Annotated in this window: 18 protein-coding genes and 2 tRNA genes; 11 read left to right on the top strand and 9 right to left on the bottom strand. The window is 69.8% G+C overall.

Annotation, left to right across the window (positions count from 1 at the left end; genetic code table 11):
• The first annotated feature begins 80 nt into the window (after nt 1-80).
• The 3 genes from EDF24_RS10990 to EDF24_RS10980 are packed head-to-tail and all read left to right on the top strand — an operon-like array spanning nt 81 to nt 2,018.
• Nucleotides 81-482 carry a hypothetical protein gene (locus EDF24_RS10990; RefSeq protein ID WP_123653979.1) on the top strand — a complete coding sequence of 134 codons (402 nt, stop codon included), beginning with the start codon at nt 81-83 and terminating at the stop codon, nt 480-482.
• A gap of 28 nt (nt 483-510) precedes the next feature.
• Nucleotides 511-1,173, top strand: a complete 663-nt coding sequence (locus EDF24_RS10985) for a response regulator transcription factor (protein WP_123702873.1) — start codon at nt 511-513, stop codon at nt 1,171-1,173.
• Nucleotides 1,170-2,018, top strand: coding sequence for a DMT family transporter (locus EDF24_RS10980; RefSeq protein ID WP_123702871.1), 849 nt, complete (start codon nt 1,170-1,172; stop codon nt 2,016-2,018). The genes EDF24_RS10985 and EDF24_RS10980 overlap by 4 nt, the downstream gene beginning before the upstream one ends.
• Here EDF24_RS10980 and EDF24_RS19175 read toward each other — a convergent pair.
• A complete protein-coding gene (locus tag EDF24_RS19175) occupies nt 1,991-2,143 on the bottom strand; it encodes a hypothetical protein (RefSeq protein ID WP_165931436.1) in 153 nt (50 codons plus the stop codon). The genes EDF24_RS10980 and EDF24_RS19175 overlap by 28 nt on opposite strands.
• 115 nt (nt 2,144-2,258) lie before the next feature.
• Nucleotides 2,259-2,582, bottom strand: coding sequence for a hypothetical protein (locus EDF24_RS10975; protein ID WP_123653976.1), 324 nt, complete (start codon nt 2,580-2,582; stop codon nt 2,259-2,261).
• A 140-nt stretch (nt 2,583-2,722) separates the two neighbouring features.
• On the opposite strand from EDF24_RS10975, the gene EDF24_RS10970 reads away from it, so the two are divergent.
• Nucleotides 2,723-3,625, top strand: a complete 903-nt coding sequence (locus EDF24_RS10970) for a phosphotransferase (protein WP_148070878.1) — start codon at nt 2,723-2,725, stop codon at nt 3,623-3,625.
• Here the strand turns inward: EDF24_RS10970 and EDF24_RS10965 are convergent.
• Nucleotides 3,614-3,687: transfer RNA gene (locus EDF24_RS10965), tRNA-Gly, on the bottom strand. The two genes, EDF24_RS10970 and EDF24_RS10965, sit on opposite strands and share 12 nt — an antisense overlap.
• A 47-nt stretch (nt 3,688-3,734) precedes the next feature.
• On the opposite strand from EDF24_RS10965, the gene EDF24_RS10960 reads away from it, so the two are divergent.
• The 5 genes from EDF24_RS10960 (at nt 3,735) to EDF24_RS10940 (ending at nt 7,023) form a co-directional block, all read left to right on the top strand.
• On the top strand, nt 3,735-4,049 hold the full coding sequence (locus EDF24_RS10960; protein WP_148070877.1) for a hypothetical protein: 315 nt from the start codon (nt 3,735-3,737) through the stop codon (nt 4,047-4,049).
• Between the two features lie 57 nt (nt 4,050-4,106).
• Nucleotides 4,107-4,183 (top strand) — tRNA-Pro (locus EDF24_RS10955).
• A 37-nt stretch (nt 4,184-4,220) separates the two neighbouring features.
• Nucleotides 4,221-5,528, top strand: coding sequence for a trigger factor (gene tig, locus EDF24_RS10950; protein WP_165931435.1), 1,308 nt, complete (start codon nt 4,221-4,223; stop codon nt 5,526-5,528).
• A 179-nt stretch (nt 5,529-5,707) separates the two neighbouring features.
• The gene (locus EDF24_RS10945; protein WP_123653973.1) at nt 5,708-6,337 is read left to right on the top strand and encodes an ATP-dependent Clp protease proteolytic subunit; all 630 of its coding nucleotides are present in this window, start codon (nt 5,708-5,710) and stop codon (nt 6,335-6,337) included.
• Between the two features lie 26 nt (nt 6,338-6,363).
• Nucleotides 6,364-7,023 (top strand): ATP-dependent Clp protease proteolytic subunit, encoded by a 660-nt coding sequence (locus tag EDF24_RS10940; RefSeq protein WP_071298779.1) that lies wholly within the window; start codon nt 6,364-6,366, stop codon nt 7,021-7,023.
• Between the two features lie 178 nt (nt 7,024-7,201).
• Here the strand turns inward: EDF24_RS10940 and EDF24_RS10935 are convergent, their stop codons facing one another.
• Complete coding sequence (locus EDF24_RS10935; protein ID WP_123653972.1) at nt 7,202-7,798, bottom strand: copper resistance protein CopC; 597 nt, start codon at nt 7,796-7,798, stop codon at nt 7,202-7,204.
• Between the two features lie 65 nt (nt 7,799-7,863).
• Nucleotides 7,864-8,595, bottom strand: coding sequence for a YcnI family protein (locus tag EDF24_RS10930; protein ID WP_123653971.1), 732 nt, complete (start codon nt 8,593-8,595; stop codon nt 7,864-7,866).
• A 202-nt stretch (nt 8,596-8,797) separates the two neighbouring features.
• On the opposite strand from EDF24_RS10930, the gene clpX reads away from it, so the two are divergent.
• A complete protein-coding gene (clpX, locus tag EDF24_RS10925; protein WP_123653970.1) occupies nt 8,798-10,078 on the top strand; it encodes an ATP-dependent Clp protease ATP-binding subunit ClpX in 1,281 nt (426 codons plus the stop codon).
• Nucleotides 10,079-10,388: 310 nt separating this feature from the next.
• Here clpX and EDF24_RS10920 read toward each other — a convergent pair whose 3' ends face one another.
• Together EDF24_RS10920 and EDF24_RS10915 are read right to left on the bottom strand one after the other, a co-directional pair.
• Nucleotides 10,389-12,413 (bottom strand): M3 family metallopeptidase, encoded by a 2,025-nt coding sequence (locus EDF24_RS10920; protein ID WP_123702865.1) that lies wholly within the window; start codon nt 12,411-12,413, stop codon nt 10,389-10,391.
• Between the two features lie 13 nt (nt 12,414-12,426).
• The gene (locus EDF24_RS10915; RefSeq protein WP_123703466.1) at nt 12,427-13,005 is read right to left on the bottom strand and encodes a TetR/AcrR family transcriptional regulator; all 579 of its coding nucleotides are present in this window, start codon (nt 13,003-13,005) and stop codon (nt 12,427-12,429) included.
• A gap of 129 nt (nt 13,006-13,134) precedes the next feature.
• On the opposite strand from EDF24_RS10915, the gene EDF24_RS10910 reads away from it, so the two are divergent.
• Nucleotides 13,135-13,974, top strand: a complete 840-nt coding sequence (locus EDF24_RS10910; RefSeq protein WP_123653967.1) for an alpha/beta fold hydrolase — start codon at nt 13,135-13,137, stop codon at nt 13,972-13,974.
• A gap of 141 nt (nt 13,975-14,115) precedes the next feature.
• On the opposite strand, the gene EDF24_RS10905 is transcribed toward EDF24_RS10910, so the two are convergent.
• Complete coding sequence (locus EDF24_RS10905; RefSeq protein WP_123702863.1) at nt 14,116-14,367, bottom strand: hypothetical protein; 252 nt, start codon at nt 14,365-14,367, stop codon at nt 14,116-14,118.
• Between the two features lie 44 nt (nt 14,368-14,411).
• Complete coding sequence (gene valS / locus EDF24_RS10900; RefSeq protein WP_123702861.1) at nt 14,412-17,006, bottom strand: valine--tRNA ligase; 2,595 nt, start codon at nt 17,004-17,006, stop codon at nt 14,412-14,414.
• Nucleotides 17,007-17,027: the final 21 nt, after the last annotated feature.

The raw sequence follows: 17,027 nt of genomic DNA, 5'->3' as shown, positions 1-17,027 counted from the left end.
GTATGTGAAATACGAGTGCTACGTTCTTCTCGTACGGCCGTGCACCTGACAGTGATCCTTCGAGAAGAGAGAACACGAACATGCAGAAGAAGCTCGCAACCGCCGCGGCGACCGCAGTCGCCGCCGCGACCATCATCGGTGGCATCGGGTTCGGGACGGTGGCCGCGAACGCGGCACCCGTCACCACCGCCGCCTCCGCCAGCTCGACCGCGGCGCAGTCGCCACTCACGGTGAACGTCGACTCGGTCGACACGGAAGCGCGCACCGCGGTGCTCTCCGGGACGGCCACCCCCGGTGCCGCCATCGACCTCACCATCGCGGAGACCGGTGCCGGGTCCGTCGTCTTCGCCGATGCCGACGGCAACTGGTCCGGCACCGTCAAGGACCTGCCGTCCGCGATCAGCAAGGTGCACGTGACGCAGTTCATGGACGGCATCGACTCCGAGACGGTCGACGTCTGGGTGATGCTGCCCGACGTGTGAGCCCCCCGCCCGCACTAGTCTTGTGGGCATGAGCGACGGCCCGGATGCAGCACGCATCCGGGCCGTCGTCGTCGACGACGCGGTCCTGCTCCGCGAAGGGCTCGCCCGCGTCCTGCGCGAAGCCGGGATCGAGGTGGTCGGGCAGCACGCCGACGCCGTCTCGTTCCTGGCGACCCTGCCCGCGGGGGCGCCTGACGTCGTCATCATGGACGTCCGGATGCCGCCGACCTTCACCGACGAAGGCGTCCGCGCCGCCGTCGAGACCCGCCGACTCGCACCGGGCACCGGCGTGCTCCTGCTCTCGCAGTACGTCGAGGCGACCTACGCCGAGGACCTCCTCGCGTCCGGGTCCTCCGGTGTCGGGTACCTCCTCAAGGACCGCGTGACCCGGCTCGAGGAGATCGACGACGCCGTCCGCCGCGTCGCCTCGGGCGGGACCGTGCTCGACCCCGAGGTCGTGACGCAGCTGATGAGCCGCCGCCGCGACCCGCTCGCGGCGCTGACACCCCGCGAGCGTGAGGTCCTCGGGCTGATGGCCGAGGGCCGGACGAACGCGGCGATCGCCCGCGCGCTCGTGATCGGTACCGGCGCCGTCGAGAAGCACGTCTCGAGCATCTTCGCCAAGCTCGCGCTCGAGGACACCGGCGAGGACCACCGCCGCGTGCTCGCCGTCCTCGCGTACCTCGGATGACGCGTGTCCCCGCGCCGCTCCTGGCGCTCGCCGCGATCGTCTCCGTGCAGCTCGGCGCCGCGATCGCGAAGACCCGCTTCGACGAGGTCGGCTCCGTCGGGGCCGCGACGCTCCGGCTCGTGATCGGCGCGCTCGTGCTGGCGCTGGTGGTCCGTCCTCGTGTCCGGCACTGGCACCGTGCGCAGTGGTCCGGCGCGATCGGACTGGGGCTCGCGCTCGGCGGGATGAACGTCTTCATCTACCTGGCCTTCGCGTCGATCCCGATCGGTGTCGCCGTGACGATCGAGTTCCTCGGGCCGCTCGCCCTCTCCCTCGCGCACACGCGCCGGTGGCGCGACGCGCTCTGGGCGGCACTCGCGCTGGCCGGCGTCGTGCTGCTCGGGATCGGCCCGTCCGCGGTGACCGAACTCGGCGGCGTCGCGTTCGCCGTGGCCGCTGCCGTGTGCTGGGCCGGCTACATCGTGATGAACCGCCACGTCGGTGCGATCATCCCGGGCGTCGACGGGCTCGCGGTGTCGATGCTCGTGGCGATGCTGGTCTCGCTGCCGTTCGGGCTGCGCACCGCGGTCGCCGGGGTCGTGGCGGACCCGACGCTCCTGATCGTGTTCGGCGCCGTCGCCGTGCTCTCGAGCGTGCTGCCGTACGCCCTCGAGATGCTCGCGCTCCGCCGGATGCCGACGCGGGTGTTCGGCGTGCTGCAGAGTCTCGGCCCGGCCGTCGCTGCACTCGCCGGACTCCTGGTCCTGCACGAGGCGCTGTCGCTCGTCGAGGTGGTGGCGCTCGCGTGCGTGACCGCCGCGAGCGTCGGGGTGACGGTCTACTCCTCGCGGAGGAAGTCCGCGTAGGTGGGTTCGTGCTGGTCGCCCGACAGCAGTGACGGGTCGTTCACACGTCGATCGACGTAGGCGGCGATGACCTCGGGCGGGGTGAGCACGTGTGCCACCCAGGACGGCACGTCATGGGCTTTCATGGTGCCTCCTTCCGGTTGTGACACTCGCGGACGGATGTCTTGATTGTCGAGTTTCTTCGTGGACCGGGACTCATTGAACGATCTCGTGCCGGTCGTCGAGAGTCAATCGGATGCGTCATCTGGACTGCCCCGTGCGGTCCCGGTCCGCTCGTTCCGCGCGCAGGACCCGGTGCTTGACGGCCGATCGCCACACCCACGCCTCGGCCTGCTGCCCGAACTGCGCCCACTCGACGAGCACCGCGTCGCGCGTCCAGCTCTTCGCGAAGGCCTTCACCCGCACGTGGAAGGTCGGGAACTGGATCCATGCCCAGACGGCCATCGGGGTGACCGCGTGGCAGACGTCCGGGCCGCGGGCGTCCTCGGACAGTGAGTAGGCGCGCGGACGTTCGACCTCCGGGTGTTCCGGGGGCTGCCACCGGTTCTCGCGACGCCGTCCCACGAGACGTATTCGAACGTGTGTTCGAATGGTTCGTCAAGTCCGCCGGACGGCTGCGCCGGTCGCGTCGGCACGGGTCCGCGTGTCGTGCGACCCGGCCTGGAGGCTCGGGTCGGCTCCGCCCGCTGCCGTACGGTGACGGGATGGATGCGGTGGCATGGGCGCGGTCGGTCCTCGCGGAGCGGGGCACGGACGTCCTCGGGGTCGAGGAGGTCCGACGACGCGCGTGGAGCACGATCTGGCGCGTGTCCACCGCGGACGGCGACCTCTTCCTGAAGACCGCGCCGGACGGGGTCGCGGCCGAGCCGGCGCTGCTCGACGTCCTCGCACTCCACGGCGTCCCGCACGTGCAGCGTCCGGTCGCGGCGGCGGGGCGGCACGTGCTCCTGCCCGACGGCGGACCGATCGTCCGGCTCGCCGCGGACCGCGACACCGTGTGGCTCGACGTGATGCGCCACTACGCCGAGGTCCAGTGGGCGACCGAGCCCGCCGCGGCCGCGGACCTCGTGGTGGCCGGCGTCCCGGACCTCCGGCTGCCGGTGCTGCCCGGCGTCGCCGCCGAACTCGTCGCGCGCTGGGCGCCGGAGCACCGGGGGATCGTGCCGCTGCTCACCGACGCGGCCGTCGAGCTCGACGAGCTCATGCCGATGACGACGCTCGAGCACGGCGACCTGCACGTGGGCAACGCGTTCGTGCGCGGAGCCGTCCCGTTCGACTGGGGCGATGCCTGCGTGTCGCACCCGTTCCTCAGCCTGCTCGTCGCGGGGCGTGACGGTGCGCCTGGTGGGGTCGAGGCGTACCTCGAGACGTTCTTCGGCGAACCGGGCGCGGCGGACGACCCGGACGTGCAGCACATCGTGGGGCTCGCGACGACGCTCGGGGTCGTGTCCCGGGTGCTGAGCTGGCAGCGGGCGATCGACGCGTCGGGGGACGAGATGCCCGAGAGCTACCGGAGCGCTCCGCGGGAGTGGCTCGAGACCCTCGTGGAGGGGATGACGGGAATCGAGGATCGACGCAGCGCCGGTCTGGAATCGTGGAGGGGATGACGGGAATCGAACCCGCGTAGCCAGTTTGGAAGACTGGGGCTCTACCATTGAGCTACATCCCCGCGCCTGCGCTCGAGGCGCAGCCCCACCACTGTAGCGGACGAACGACATGCAAGCGGACGGACCAGCCCTCGTGATCCTGCCGCGACCGGACGAGTCGTCGCAGCGCACGATCAAGCGCTCACGGGTTCTCTCGTACGTGCTCGTCGCCCTCGCCGCGGTCGTCCTCTCCCTGCGTCCGGACCTGTTCGGGGACCCGCAGGCACAGCCGTGGCACGCGCTCCTGCACGTGTGGCGGATCGTCCTCGGCATCGTGCTGGCGCTCGCCGCGCTCGGTGTCCAGGTCCTCGTCGGGGTGCAGTGGCGCCGCGGCTTGCGACAGACCGGTGAAGCTCCCGGGAACCGGACACCCGCGGACCGCTAGACTCATCGGCGTCGCATGCGCCCCACCGGTGTGCGCGAGCACCCTGGCCCATGCAAACGGGGCGTAGCTCAGCTTGGTAGAGCGCCCGCTTTGGGAGCGGGAGGTCGCAGGTTCAACTCCTGTCGCCCCGACCAGGACCCACACCACCGCCAACCATCAGGAGAATCCCCCTTGGCCAACAGCACCGTCGACAAGGTGAGCGAGACCCGCGTCAAGCTCACGGTGAACGTGACGCCGGAAGAGCTCAAGCCGAGCATCGACCACGCGTACAAGCACATCGCAGAGCAGATCAACATCCCCGGCTTCCGCAAGGGCAAGGTCCCGCCGGCGATCGTCGACCAGCGTGTCGGCCGCGGCGAGGTCCTGAACCACGCCGTCGGTGACGCCATCGACACCTTCTACCGCCAGGCGGTCGAAGAGCAGGAGCTGCGCATCCTCGGCCGTGCCGAGGCCGACGTCTCCGAGCTGCCGAACGTCAACGACTTCACCGGCGACCTCGTCCTCACCTTCGAGGTGGACGTGCGTCCCGAGTTCGACCTCCCCGACTACAGCTCCTACGAGCTGACCGTCGACGCGGTCGAGGTCTCCGACGAGGAGATCGAGGAGGAGCTGCAGAACCTGCGCACCCGCTTCGGCACGCTCGTCACGGTCGACCGCCCGGCGACGAAGGGCGACTTCGCCCAGATCGACCTCACCGCCACCATCGGTGACGACGAGGTCGACTCCGCCACGGGTGTCTCCTACGAGCTCGGCTCGGGCGACCTGCTCGAGGGCATCGACGAGGCGCTCGAGTCCCTCACCGCCGGCGAGTCCACCACCTTCGAGTCCAAGCTCGTCGGTGGCGACCGCGAAGGCGAGACCGCTCAGATCGCCGTGACCGTCACCGCCGTCAAGGAGCGCGAGCTCCCCGAGGCCGACGACGAGTTCGCGCAGATCGCCAGCCAGTTCGACACCATCGACGAGCTCAAGGCGGACCTGAAGGAGCAGATCGCGAAGTCCAAGACCTTCGGTCAGGGCGCCGCTGCTCGCGACAAGCTCGTCGAGAAGCTCCTCGAGGACGTGGACATCCCGATCTCGGAGAAGCTCATCGAGGACGAGGTGCACCGTCACCTCGAGCAGGAGAACCGCCTCGAGGACGACGAGCACCGCGCCGAGGTCGCCGAGTCCAGCGAGAAGGCCTTCCGCTCGCAGATCCTCCTCGACTCCATCGCCGAGAAGGAGTCGATCCAGGTCTCGCAGGAAGAGCTCACGCAGTACCTGATCCAGGCTGCCGCGCAGTACGGCATGGAGCCGGGCGAGTTCATCAAGGTCATCGACCAGAACGGGCAGATCCCCGGCATGGTCGGCGAGGTCGCCCGCTCGAAGGCCGTCGCCACGGTCCTCGCGCAGGTCACGGTGAAGGACTCCAACGGCGAGCCGGTCGACCTGTCCGCGTTCACCGCGGGTGTCGCCCAGCCGGCCACGGTCGACGCGGAGTAGTCCGGCAGTCGACGCGAGCAGCGTCTCGGACGGGAGGCACGGTGCCAGTCGGCACCGTGCCTCCCGTCCGTTTCTGCCTCGTTCACCGCGACCCGCATTGCCGACAGCGAACAGGCGCGAACTGCTGCGTTGCAACCGATAAGTTCGACATCAAGCGACAACTGAACGGGAGCTTTTCCATGGCCGAAGCAACACTGAACCCCAGTGTTTTTGACCGCCTTCTGAGAGACCGGATCGTGTGGCTCGGCTCCGAGGTCCGCGACGACAACTCGAACGAGATCGCAGCCAAGCTGCTGCTGCTCGCCGCCGAGGACCCTGAGAAGGACATCTACCTCTACATCAACTCGCCCGGTGGCTCGATCACCGCGGGCATGGCGATCTACGACACGATGCAGTTCGTGCCGAACGACATCGTCACCGTGGGCATCGGCCTCGCCGCCTCGATGGGGCAGTTCCTGCTCTCGTCGGGCACGCCCGGCAAGCGCTACATCACCCCGAACGCCCGTGTGCTCCTGCACCAGCCGTCCGGTGGCTTCGGCGGGACCGCCGCGGACATCCAGACGCAGGCGAAGGTCATCCTCGACATGAAGCAGCGCATGGCCGAGCTGACCGCCGAGCAGACCGGCAAGTCGATCGAGCAGGTCCTCAAGGACAACGACCGCGACAACTGGTTCACGGCGCAGGAAGCCCTGGACTACGGCTTCGTCGACCACCTCCGTGCGTCGTCGGCCGAGGTCATCGGTGGTGGCGGGACCGTCAACGACGGCGAGACCCCCACGCCGGCCGCCGACCCCGACGCCCAGTCCTGATCCCCACCGAAGAAAAGGAAACGAGAATGCATCTCCCCATGCTCGGTGGCGCGCAGAACGTCCCGGCTCCCACTGATCGGTACATCCTCCCGAGCTTCGAAGAGCGCACGGCCTACGGCTACAAGCGTCAGGACCCGTACGCGAAGCTGTTCGAGGACCGCATCGTGTTCCTCGGCGTCCAGGTCGACGACGCGTCGGCCGACGACGTCATGGCCCAGCTGCTCGTGCTCGAGTCGATGGACCCGGACCGCGACATCGTGATGTACATCAACTCGCCCGGTGGCTCGTTCACCGCGATGACGGCGATCTACGACACGATGCAGTACATCCGCCCGCAGATCCAGACGGTGTGCCTCGGCCAGGCCGCTTCGGCCGCGTCGGTGCTCCTCGCCGCCGGCACGCCGGGCAAGCGTCTCGCGCTGCCGAACGCCCGTGTGCTCATCCACCAGCCCGCGACCCAGCAGGGTGGCGGTCAGGCGTCCGACATCGAGATCCAGGCGGCGGAGATCCTCCGCATGCGCACCTGGCTCGAGGAGACGCTGTCGAAGCACTCCAACAAGACGGCCGAGCAGGTCAACCACGACATCGAGCGCGACAAGATCATGTCCGCTGCGGAAGCCGTGGAGTACGGCCTGATCGACCAGGTGCTGACGAGCCGGAAGAACCTCCCGGCCCTCGTCAAGTAGCGCACACGCGAAGGGCCCCACACCGGATGGTGTGGGGCCCTTCGTCGTTCCGGCTAGTGCTCGTCGGGGTCCGGGGCGTCGCATCGCGTCCGTGAGATCGCATTCGGTGTCACATCGGGTCACGTGGAGCGACACGAGCTGCGATCTCACCGGCAGGACGGACCTCGCCGGGAGCGCATCACTCGTCGTCGGGGTCCTCGGCGGGACGGCGGCGGACCAGGAGCAGGACCGCGACGATCGCGGCGACGACGACCAGGCCGCCGGCACCGATCCAGATCGCGTCGGAGGTCGACGAGTCGGTGTCGCCCGAGGCCGTGCCCGTCGTGGCCGCCTCGCTCGCTGAACCGCTCGTGGCGCAGGTCGGCGGGGTCGCGGAGCCCTTCGCGGCGGTGAACCCGGCCGGGGCCTTCCACGTGAAGGCGTACTCGTCCGAGACGGTGTGCCCGTCGGCGGAGACGATCTGCCACTCGACCTCGTACTTCCCCGAGGCGCCGAGGGCGGCCTTCGTGGTCATCGAGGGGCCGTCGATGTCGACGCAGCCGTTCTCGTAGTACCGCTTGTCGGGCCCGACGATCCGGAAGGCGAAGCCCGACCCGGAGCCGCCGATGTCGAGGAGCTTGTCGTTCGTGGTGATCTCGAACGCGTCCGGCAGGGACGTCAGTGTGCCGTCGACCTTCGGCGTCGACGCGATCATGTAGTTGTGCGCGCTGGCCGGGCCGGCGAGCCCGAGGACGGCACCACCCGCGATGGCGAGGGTCGTGGCGGACGCGGCCACGAGCCTCCAGGCCGGGTGGGGCCGGCGCCGGTCCGGACGGGACGTCACCCGTCCCCGAGCGGCCGTCACTTGGTGCTGCGCCGGCGGGTCGCCGCCACCGCGACGACCAGACCGGCAGCGCCGAGGACCAGGCCGCCGAGACCGAGGAAGCGGCCGACCAGGTCGGGCTGCGTGCCGGTGGAGGGGGCGGCCGCGGCGGTGGTCGCCGCGTCGCTGGCTGCTGCCGGCTCGTCGTCGCCGTCGGCGGCGGTGGACGCGGCGGTCAGCGTGATCGAGGGCGCCGGGTGCTCGGGCTCGGCCTGACCGGCCTTCTGCACCTGGTCCCACTCGGTGGAGCCCTTCTCGCACGTCTGCGTGACGGGGAGGGCGACGACGTCACCGGCCTTGCCGTCCGGCAGTGAGAAGGAGAGCGAGAAGGTGTCGCGCTCGTCGGCGGGGAGCGGGGTCTTCGCCGTGTAGGTGACGCTCGTGACGCGCTCACCGGCGTCCTCGGCGGACTCGTCGTCGGCCGAGGCGGACGGGCTCGTGTACGGCTCCGTGGTCTTCGTGAGGTCCCAGTTCGGGTTGACCGTCGGCGTGACCTCGATCACGGAGGACGGGACGTGGAACTGCAGCGTCGTGGTGGGGGAGCCGTCGCAGCCGTGCGGGACGGAGAACGTGGCCGTCGTGTAGGAGCCCGCCGCGGTGGAGGTGCTCGTCGCCTCGACGTGGGCGCTCGCGGATGCGGCGGTGCCGAGGACGATGGCGGCCACGACGCCGAGGGTCGCTGCTCCGCCGACGGCGAGACGCTTCTGCATGGGGTGGTTCCTTCCGGGACGCGTGCTCTACAACTTGTAGAAGATCCGAGGACAACTTAGCAGGACCGAACGCCCTGGGCGAACGCGCCGCCGGAAACGCGCCCGGCGTCGCCGTGAGTGTCGCCGGTTGCGGTTAGGCTCGACAACACGACGACCTCGTGGACGCGAACCGGCGTGCACGTCGACCAGGGAAGGCCGGAGCATGGCACGCATCGGAGAGAGCGCTGACCTCCTCAAGTGCTCCTTCTGTGGCAAGAGCCAGAAGCAGGTACAACAGCTGATCGCCGGTCCCGGCGTCTACATCTGTGACGAATGCGTCGAACTCTGCAACGAGATCATCGAAGAGCGTCTGGCGGAAGCCAGCGACGAGACCGGCAGCGGTGAGTTCGAACTCCCCAAGCCGCGCGAGATCTTCGACTTCCTGCAGGAGTACGTCATCGGGCAGGACCCGGCGAAGCGCGCCCTGGCGGTGGCGGTCTACAACCACTACAAGCGCATCCGCGCACAGGGGCAGATCACCGCAGCCGAAGACCGCGACGACGTCGAGATCGCCAAGTCGAACATCCTGCTCATCGGGCCGACCGGCTGCGGGAAGACCTACCTCGCGCAGACCCTCGCCAAGCGCCTCAACGTGCCGTTCGCGGTCGCTGACGCCACCGCCCTGACCGAAGCCGGGTACGTCGGCGAAGACGTCGAGAACATCCTCCTCAAGCTCATCCAGGCCGCGGACTACGACGTCAAGCGGGCCGAGACGGGCATCATCTACATCGACGAGGTCGACAAGATCGCGCGCAAGGCGGAGAACCCGTCGATCACGCGCGACGTCTCCGGCGAAGGCGTGCAGCAGGCGCTGCTCAAGATCCTCGAAGGCACGGTCGCCTCAGTGCCGCCGCAGGGTGGCCGGAAGCACCCGCACCAGGAGTTCATCCAGATCGACACGACGAACGTGCTGTTCATCGTGGCCGGTGCGTTCGCGGGGCTCGAAGAGATCGTGTCCTCCCGCGTGGGCAAGCGCGGCATCGGGTTCGGTGCGCAGCTGCACAGCCCGCTCGACCAGCAGGACCTCTACGCCGACGTGCTGCCGGAAGACCTCCACAAGTTCGGGCTCATCCCCGAGTTCATCGGTCGTCTCCCCGTCGTCACCACGGTGTCGCAGCTCGACCAGTCCGCGCTCATGCAGATCCTCACCGAGCCGAAGAACGCGCTCGTCCGCCAGTACCAGCGGATGTTCCAGATCGACGGCGTCGAGCTGGAGTTCGACCAGGGCGCGCTCGAAGCGATCGCCGACCTGGCCGTGCTGCGGCAGACCGGTGCTCGTGGTCTCCGCGCGATCATGGAAGAAGTGCTCGGGCCGATCATGTTCGACGTGCCCTCGGACGACGACGTCGCCCGGGTGGTCGTCACGCGCGAGTCGGTGCTCGAGAACGCGGCGCCGACGATCGTGCCGCGGCCGCGGGCGAAGCGCGTCGAGAAGTCCGCGTAGGCGTTCCGCCACGCACGAAGGGCCCGCACCGTGTCGGTGTGGGCCCTTCTGCTGTGTGGCGCGGGTGCGCGTGCGCGGTGCCGGCGGCGGGCGCGGGGTTCGCGTGCGCGGTGCCGGGCGCGGGGTTCGCGCGCGGTGCCGACCGCGGGGTTCGCGTGCGTTCCTTCCCATCACGCCCGCTGTGGGAAGGCGAATCGCGCGTAGGGGGCCAGAACTTCTGACCGCCTACGCGCGATTCGACTGCCTACGCGGGGAACTGCCCACGCGGTGAACTTCCTACGCGGGGAACTGCCCCGCCCCCGCGCCCGCGCTACTGCAGGCCGCGGCGGCGGAGCAGGGGGCCGACCTCGGCGTCGCGGCCGCGGAACTCGCGGAAGGCCTCGATCGGGTCCTTCGACCCGCCGACTCCGAGCACCATCGTGGCGAAGCGACGCCCGGCAGCGCGGTCGAGTCCACCGTGGTCGCGGAACCACTCCACGGTGTCGGCGTCGAGCACCTCGCTCCAGATGTACCCGTAGTAGCCGGCGTCGTACCCGCCGGAGAACGTGTGGGCGAAGTACGTCGACGAGTAGCGCGGCGGGACCGCGGCGACGTCGATGCCGGCGTCCGCGAGGGCCTGGCGCTCGAAGGCCTCGACGTCGGTCACGGCGTCGGCCTCAGCCTTGGAGAGCCGGTGCCAGGCTTGGTCGAGCAGAGCCGCGGCGAGGTACTCGGTGGTGCCGAACCCCTCGTTGAAGCCCGCCGAGTCGCTCAGCCCGAGGACGAGCTCCGGCGGCATCGGCTCACCGGTCTCGTGGTGCTTGGCGTAGTTCGCCAGGACCTCCGGCCAGGAGACCCACATCTCGTTGACCTGGCTCGGGAACTCGACGAAGTCCCGCTCGACGTTCGTGCCCGAGAAGCGCGGGTAGGTCGTCCGGGCGATGAGACCGTGCAGCGCGTGGCCGAACTCGTGGAAGAGCGTCTCGACCTCGTCCTGGATGAGGAGCGTCGGGGAACCGGCCGCGGGCTTGGCGACGTTGAGGTTGTTCACGACGACGGGCAGCGTGCCCATCAGTGCCGACTGCTCGACGACCGGGTTCATCCAGGCGCCACCGCGCTTGCCGTCCCGCGTGTAGAGGTCGAGCAGGTACAGGCCGACGGGGGTGTCGTCCTCGTCGGTGACCTCGAACACGCGGACCTCGTCGTTGTACCCGTGGAGGTCCGGGCGCTCGGCGAACTTCAGCCCGTAGAGCGCGTTCGCGGCGAAGAAGACGCCGTCGTGCAGGACCCGGTCCGCCTCGAGGTAGGGGCGGGTGGCCGAGCTGTCCGCCGCGAACTGCTCGCCGCGGAGGATCTCCGTCGCGTACGCCCAGTCCCACGCCTCGACGTCGAAGCCGACGGTCTGGGAGCGGACGGCACGCTCGTCGTCGGCGTTCGCCGCAGCGGCACCGACCAGCGAGGACAGCAGCCCGTCGACGGCCTCGGGAGTGCCGGCGGTCTCGTCGGCGGTGACCACGGCGGCGTGGTTCGGGAAGCCGAGCAGTTCGGCACGCTCGGCACGGAGCCGGACGATGCGGAGCAGGACGTCCCGGTTGTCGTGCTCGTTGCCACGGCGACCGCGGGAGAGCGAGGCGCGCATGATGCGTTCGCGGAGGTCGCGGTCGGCCAGGGACGCCAGCCACGGGTGGCCGGTGTAGAGCGGCAACGTGATGAGCCAGCCGTCCAGGCCGCGGTCGGCTGCGGCACCGGCGGCGGCGGACTTGGCGCCGTCGTCGAGGCCGGTGAGCGACTCCTCCGACGTGACGTGCACCGCGAGGTCGTTCGTCTCGTCGAGCAGGTTGCGCTCGAACGTGGTCGTGAGGGTGGAGAGCTCCTGGTTGATCGCGGTGAGGCGCTCCTTGCCGGCGTCGTCGAGGCCGGCGCCCGCCAGGGTCATCTCGGTGAAGGTGCGCTCCACGAGGCGCAGGTCCTCTCCCTCGAGCCCGGTCTCGGGGGCGCTGTCGCGCACGGCCCCGACGCGCTCGTAGAGCCGGGAGTCGAGGGTGATCGCGTCGCGGTGGGCTGCGAGGAGCGGTGAGACCTCGGCCTCGATGTCGTGCAGCTCCGGCGTGGAGTCCGCCGAGGAGAGCGTGAAGAACACCATGCTCACGCGGGAGAGCAGCTGCCCGGTCCGCTCGAGCGCCACGAGCGTGTTCTCGAACGTCGGGGCGTCCGGGTTCGTGGCGATCGCCTCGACCTCGGCACGCTGCGCTCGGATCCCGGCGTCGAAGCCCGGACGGTGGTGCTCGAGCCGGACCTGGTCGAACGGGGGGAGTGCGTAGGGGAGGGTGCTCGGTTCGTCGAACGGCGTCGTCATCACCCCACCCTAGCTACGCGGTTGCGGCGTCGATCAGCGTGGCCGCCGCGCGCCGTGCGTGCCGGGCGGGGGCCGCGTCTCCGGCGATGGCCGCCGTGGTCTGCGCCCCCTCGGCCAGCAGGGCCAGCTGCGCGGCGAGCTCCTCGGCGAGGGCCGGATCCGACACCGCCGTCCGCGTGAGTCCGGCGACGTAGTGCTGGAATGACTCCTTGTGTGCGCGGGCGATCTCCGCGACCGCTGGGGAGGTCGCGCCGAGCTCCCCGAAGGCGTTGATGAAGCCGCACCCGCGGAAGGTGGCGTCGCCGAACCAGGACTCGAGGAAGTCGTACATCGCGAGGAGCTTGTCGCGCGGGGTCGTCGCGGCGTCGACCGCCTGGGCCAGGCCGTGCTCCCAGTACTCGTGCCGGCCGGCGAGCACCGCGGCGATGAGGGAGTCCTTGCCGGGGAAGGCGGCGTAGAGCTTCTTCAGCGAGACGCCCGCGCCGGTCCGGATCTCGTCCATGCCGACGGACTGGATCCCGCGCGTGTAGAAGAGCTCGTCCGCGACGTCGACGATGTGCGCCCGGGTGTCCGGTTCGATGGTGACTGCCATGGTGCATCCCTTCTCCACTGCCCGTCCACCGCGCCGACTTGCGCTGGGAACGATCGTTCTCTAGTGTAGCGGACACCGTGGAGAACGACCGTTCTCCGACCGGAACGAATGCCGAAGGAAGGCAAGACCATGGGCGAGATCACCGTCGGGACCGAGAACAGCGTCGACATCCAGCTGCACTACGAGGACAAGGGCACCGGGCAGCCGATCGTGCTGATCCACGGCTTCCCGCTCGACGGCAACTCGTGGGAAGGCCAGGTCCCGCCGCTCCTCGACGCCGGCTACCGCGTGATCACCTACGACCGTCGCGGGTTCGGCCAGTCCTCGCAGCCGTCGACCGGGTACGACTACGACACGTTCGCCGACGACCTGCACACGGTCCTCGAGACCCTCGACCTGCACGACGTGATCCTGGTCGGCTTCTCGATGGGCACCGGCGAGATCGCCCGCTACATCGGCCGCCACGGTGAGGACCGGATCGCGAAGGTCGCGTTCCTGGCTTCCCTCGAGCCGTACCTGGCGATCACGGACGACAACCCCGACGGTGGCGCGCCGATGTCGTTCTTCGAGGGCGTCTCCGCGGATGTGGAGAAGGACCGGTACGCGTACTTCACGAACTTCTACCAGGACTTCTTCAACCTGTCGGAGAACCTCGGCAGCCGGATCTCCGAGGAAGCCGTCCGCAACGCGTGGAACGTCGCCGCTGGCTCCGGTGCGATCGCATCCGCTGCAGCACCCCTGACCTGGCCGACGGACTTCCGTCAGGACATCCCGAAGGTCACCGTCCCGGCGCTCATCGTGCACGGCACGGCGGACAACATCCTGCCGATCGACGCCACCGGCCGCCGCTTCACGAAGGCCCTGCCGCACGCGCAGTACGTCGAGATCGAGGGTGCACCCCACGGCCTGCTCACCACGCACACCGCCGAGGTGAACGAGGTCCTGCTCGGCTGGCTCGCCCAGGCCTGACCCCGCACAACCGAAACCGGCTCGAACCGCGGAACTCCGTGGTTCGAGCCGGTTTTCGTTGTGCGCCGCCGAGCGGCACCGCCGCCGCGCGAGCGGGCCAGCGCGCGAGCGAGCGCCGCCGCGCGCGCGCCGCCGCGCGCCTCAGTCCTCTTCGGGGGCGTCGTCCGGGTTCGTCACCTGGGCGTGCCCGGCGTCGTCGAGGTGGATCGACGTGCCGTCGTCCAGCTCGACCCGGGGCTTGCCCTCCAGGTAGGTGAGCGTCCACCCCCACCCCGTCGTGTCGACCGACTCCGCGGCCAACTCGTCCTCGACGGACCGCACCGCCACGACCAACGCTGCATCGAGCCGTGATGGTGCCGACGCACCCACGTTCCAGCGCGTACCCAACTGCATCCGAGCCTCCTGGCCGTCGATGGTGAACCGAGACGAACGCGACCCTACGCGGGCTGCTCGGCCAGCTCGATCTCGGTCACCTCGAGCACGTCACCGTCCACGAACGACAGGTCCTGGATGCGGCCGACGGCCGCCAGGTCGACCGCCGCGCGCTCGACGAGCTCGCGGGTCGTGGCCGGGGCCGCGACGACGGCACGCGTCACCGGCGTCTTCTGGGACGCCTTGGCGGCCGTCTTGGCGCCACGGATCCCGATGAGCGCCTGCCCGACGGCGGCGAGCAGACCGGTCTCGGCCGCGTCGACCGGCAGGTCGGCAGCGGTCGGCCAGGAGGCCCGGTGCACGCTGGTGTCGTGGGTCCACGCCCACACTTCCTCCGTCGCGAACGGCAGGAACGGTGCCAGGAGACGGAGCAGCACGTCGATGGCGGCGCGCAGCGCCAGGACGGCGCTCGCCTGGGTCTCGTGCGTCGAGTCCGGCGCGGTGCCGTACGCACGCTCCTTGACGAGCTCGAGGTAGTCGTCGCAGAAGGTCCAGAAGAACCGCTCCGTGACCTCGAGTGCGCGGGCGTGGTCGAAGCCCTCGAACGCGGTGGTGGCCTGCTCGAGCGTGGTGCGGAGCGCGGCGAGCATGTCGATGTCGAGCGCCTCGGTGACGCGCGTGGCGCCGGAGGGCAGCTCGAAGCCGTAGACGAACTTCGCCGCGTTGAGGACCTTGATCGCCAGACGGCGGCCGACCTTGATCTGCTTCGGGTTCTGCGGGTCGAAGGCCGCGTCGGTGCCGAGCTTGGACGATGCGGCCCAGTAGCGGACCGCGTCGGCGCCGTGCTGCTCGAGGATCGCGAGCGGCGTGACGACGTTGCCCTTCGACTTCGACATCTTCTTGCGGTCCGGGTCCACGATGAAGCCGGAGATCGAGGCGTGCTTCCACGGCACGACGTCGGCCTCGAGCTGGCTGCGGAGGACCGTCGTGAAGAGCCACGTGCGGATGATGTCCTGGGCCTGCGGGCGGACGTCGTACGGGTAGACGAGGCCGTAGAGCTCCGGGTCGGTCTCCCACTTGCCCGCGAGCTGCGGGGTCAGGGACGAGGTCGCCCAGGTGTCCATCACGTCGAGTTCGCCCTGGAATCCGCCGGGGACGCCGCGCTGGTCCTCGGTGTAGCCGGGGGCGGGCTCGGACGCCGGGTCGACGGGGAGCTGCGTTTCGGTCGGGACGATCGGCTGGTCGAAGACCGGGTTGCCGTCGGCGTCGAGCGGGTACCAGACCGGCAGCGGCACGCCGAAGAAGCGCTGGCGGGAGATCAGCCAGTCGCCGGACAGGCCGCCGACCCAGTTGTCGTAGCGGACCCGCATGAAGTCCGGGTGGAAGGCGATCTCCTCGCCGCGCTGCCGGAGCGTGGCCTTGAGCGACTCGTCGCGGGCGCCGTTGACGATGTACCACTGGCGGGTCGAGACGATCTCGAGCGGCTTGTCGCCCTTCTCGAAGAACTTCACCGGGTGCTGGATCGTCTTCACGTCGCCGACGAGCTCGCCGGACGCGGTGAGGGCGTCGACGACGACCTTCTTCGCGGAGAACACGGTCTTGCCGGCGAGCTCGGCGTAGAGGGCCTTGCCGCCCTCGGACTCGATCCACGACGGCTCGTCCGAGCGGACGCGGCCGTCGAAGCCGATGATGGCGCGGTTCGGCAGCTGCAGCTCGCGCCACCACACGACGTCGGTGGTGTCACCGAAGGTGCAGACCATCGCGATGCCGGCGCCCTTGTCCTTCTGCGCGAGGTGGTGAGCGAGCACCGGGACCTCGACGTCGAACAGGGGGGAGCGGACCGTGGTGCCGAAGAGGTCCTGGAAGCGCTCGTCGTCCGGGTGCGCGACGAGGGCGACGCAGGCGGGGAGGAGCTCGGGGCGGGTGGTCTGGATGACGATGTCACCGCTGCCGTCCGACTTGTGGAACGCGATGCCGTGGTACGCGCCGGGCATCTCCTTGTCCTCGAGCTCGGCCTGCGCCACCGCGGTGCGGAAGGTGACGTCCCAGAGCGTCGGGGCGTCGGCCTGGTAGGCCTCGCCGCGCTCGAGGTTCCGCAGGAAGGCGCGCTGGGCGCTCGCGCGGGAGGTGTCGTCGATGGTGCGGTACGACTGCGTCCAGTCGACCGACAGGCCGAGCGTGCGGAAGAGGTGCTCGAACTGCTGCTCGTCCTGCACCGTCAGGCGCTCGCACAGCTCGATGAAGTTGCGGCGCGAGATCGGGACCTGGTCGGCCGCCTTGCTCGACTTGTTGTCGCCGCCTTCGAACGGCGGGACGAACGTGCCGTCGTAGGGGAGCTGCGGGTCGCAGCGGACGCCGTAGTAGTTCTGCACGCGACGCTCGGTGGGGAGACCGTTGTCGTCCCAGCCCATCGGGTAGAAGACGTGCTTGCCGCGCATGCGCTCGAACCGGGCCTTGAGGTCGGTGTGCGTGTACGAGAACACGTGCCCGATGTGCAGCGAGCCGGAGGCGGTGGGCGGCGGCGTGTCGATCGAGTAGACCTGGCTGCGGTCCGCGGCGGCGGAGCGATCGAAGCGGTAGGTGCCGTCCTGGTCCCAGACGGGGCCCCAGACCTGCTCGAGTCCGTCGACGGTGGGCTTGTCGGGCATGGGCTTGGTCATGGCTGCGCCTTTCGATCGCTA

This window comes from Curtobacterium sp. PhB130, assembly GCF_003755165.1.
GTDB lineage: Bacteria > Actinomycetota > Actinomycetes > Actinomycetales > Microbacteriaceae > Curtobacterium.
This window is presented reverse-complemented; position numbering and strand designations above follow the sequence as displayed.

Coding starts and splice junctions, on each gene's coding strand:
- EDF24_RS10990 (WP_123653979.1), top strand. CDS start 81: ATGCAGAAGAAGCTCGCAACCGCCGCGGCGACCGCAGTCGCCGCCGCG.
- EDF24_RS10985 (WP_123702873.1), top strand. CDS start 511: ATGAGCGACGGCCCGGATGCAGCACGCATCCGGGCCGTCGTCGTCGAC.
- EDF24_RS10980 (WP_123702871.1), top strand. CDS start 1,170: ATGACGCGTGTCCCCGCGCCGCTCCTGGCGCTCGCCGCGATCGTCTCC.
- EDF24_RS19175 (WP_165931436.1), bottom strand. CDS start 2,143: ATGAAAGCCCATGACGTGCCGTCCTGGGTGGCACACGTGCTCACCCCG.
- EDF24_RS10970 (WP_148070878.1), top strand. CDS start 2,723: ATGGATGCGGTGGCATGGGCGCGGTCGGTCCTCGCGGAGCGGGGCACG.
- EDF24_RS10960 (WP_148070877.1), top strand. CDS start 3,735: ATGCAAGCGGACGGACCAGCCCTCGTGATCCTGCCGCGACCGGACGAG.
- EDF24_RS10945 (WP_123653973.1), top strand. CDS start 5,708: ATGGCCGAAGCAACACTGAACCCCAGTGTTTTTGACCGCCTTCTGAGA.
- EDF24_RS10940 (WP_071298779.1), top strand. CDS start 6,364: ATGCATCTCCCCATGCTCGGTGGCGCGCAGAACGTCCCGGCTCCCACT.
- EDF24_RS10930 (WP_123653971.1), bottom strand. CDS start 8,595: ATGCAGAAGCGTCTCGCCGTCGGCGGAGCAGCGACCCTCGGCGTCGTG.
- clpX (WP_123653970.1), top strand. CDS start 8,798: ATGGCACGCATCGGAGAGAGCGCTGACCTCCTCAAGTGCTCCTTCTGT.
- EDF24_RS10920 (WP_123702865.1), bottom strand. CDS start 12,413: ATGACGACGCCGTTCGACGAACCGAGCACCCTCCCCTACGCACTCCCC.
- EDF24_RS10915 (WP_123703466.1), bottom strand. CDS start 13,005: ATGGCAGTCACCATCGAACCGGACACCCGGGCGCACATCGTCGACGTC.
- EDF24_RS10910 (WP_123653967.1), top strand. CDS start 13,135: ATGGGCGAGATCACCGTCGGGACCGAGAACAGCGTCGACATCCAGCTG.
- EDF24_RS10905 (WP_123702863.1), bottom strand. CDS start 14,367: ATGCAGTTGGGTACGCGCTGGAACGTGGGTGCGTCGGCACCATCACGG.
- valS (WP_123702861.1), bottom strand. CDS start 17,006: ATGACCAAGCCCATGCCCGACAAGCCCACCGTCGACGGACTCGAGCAG.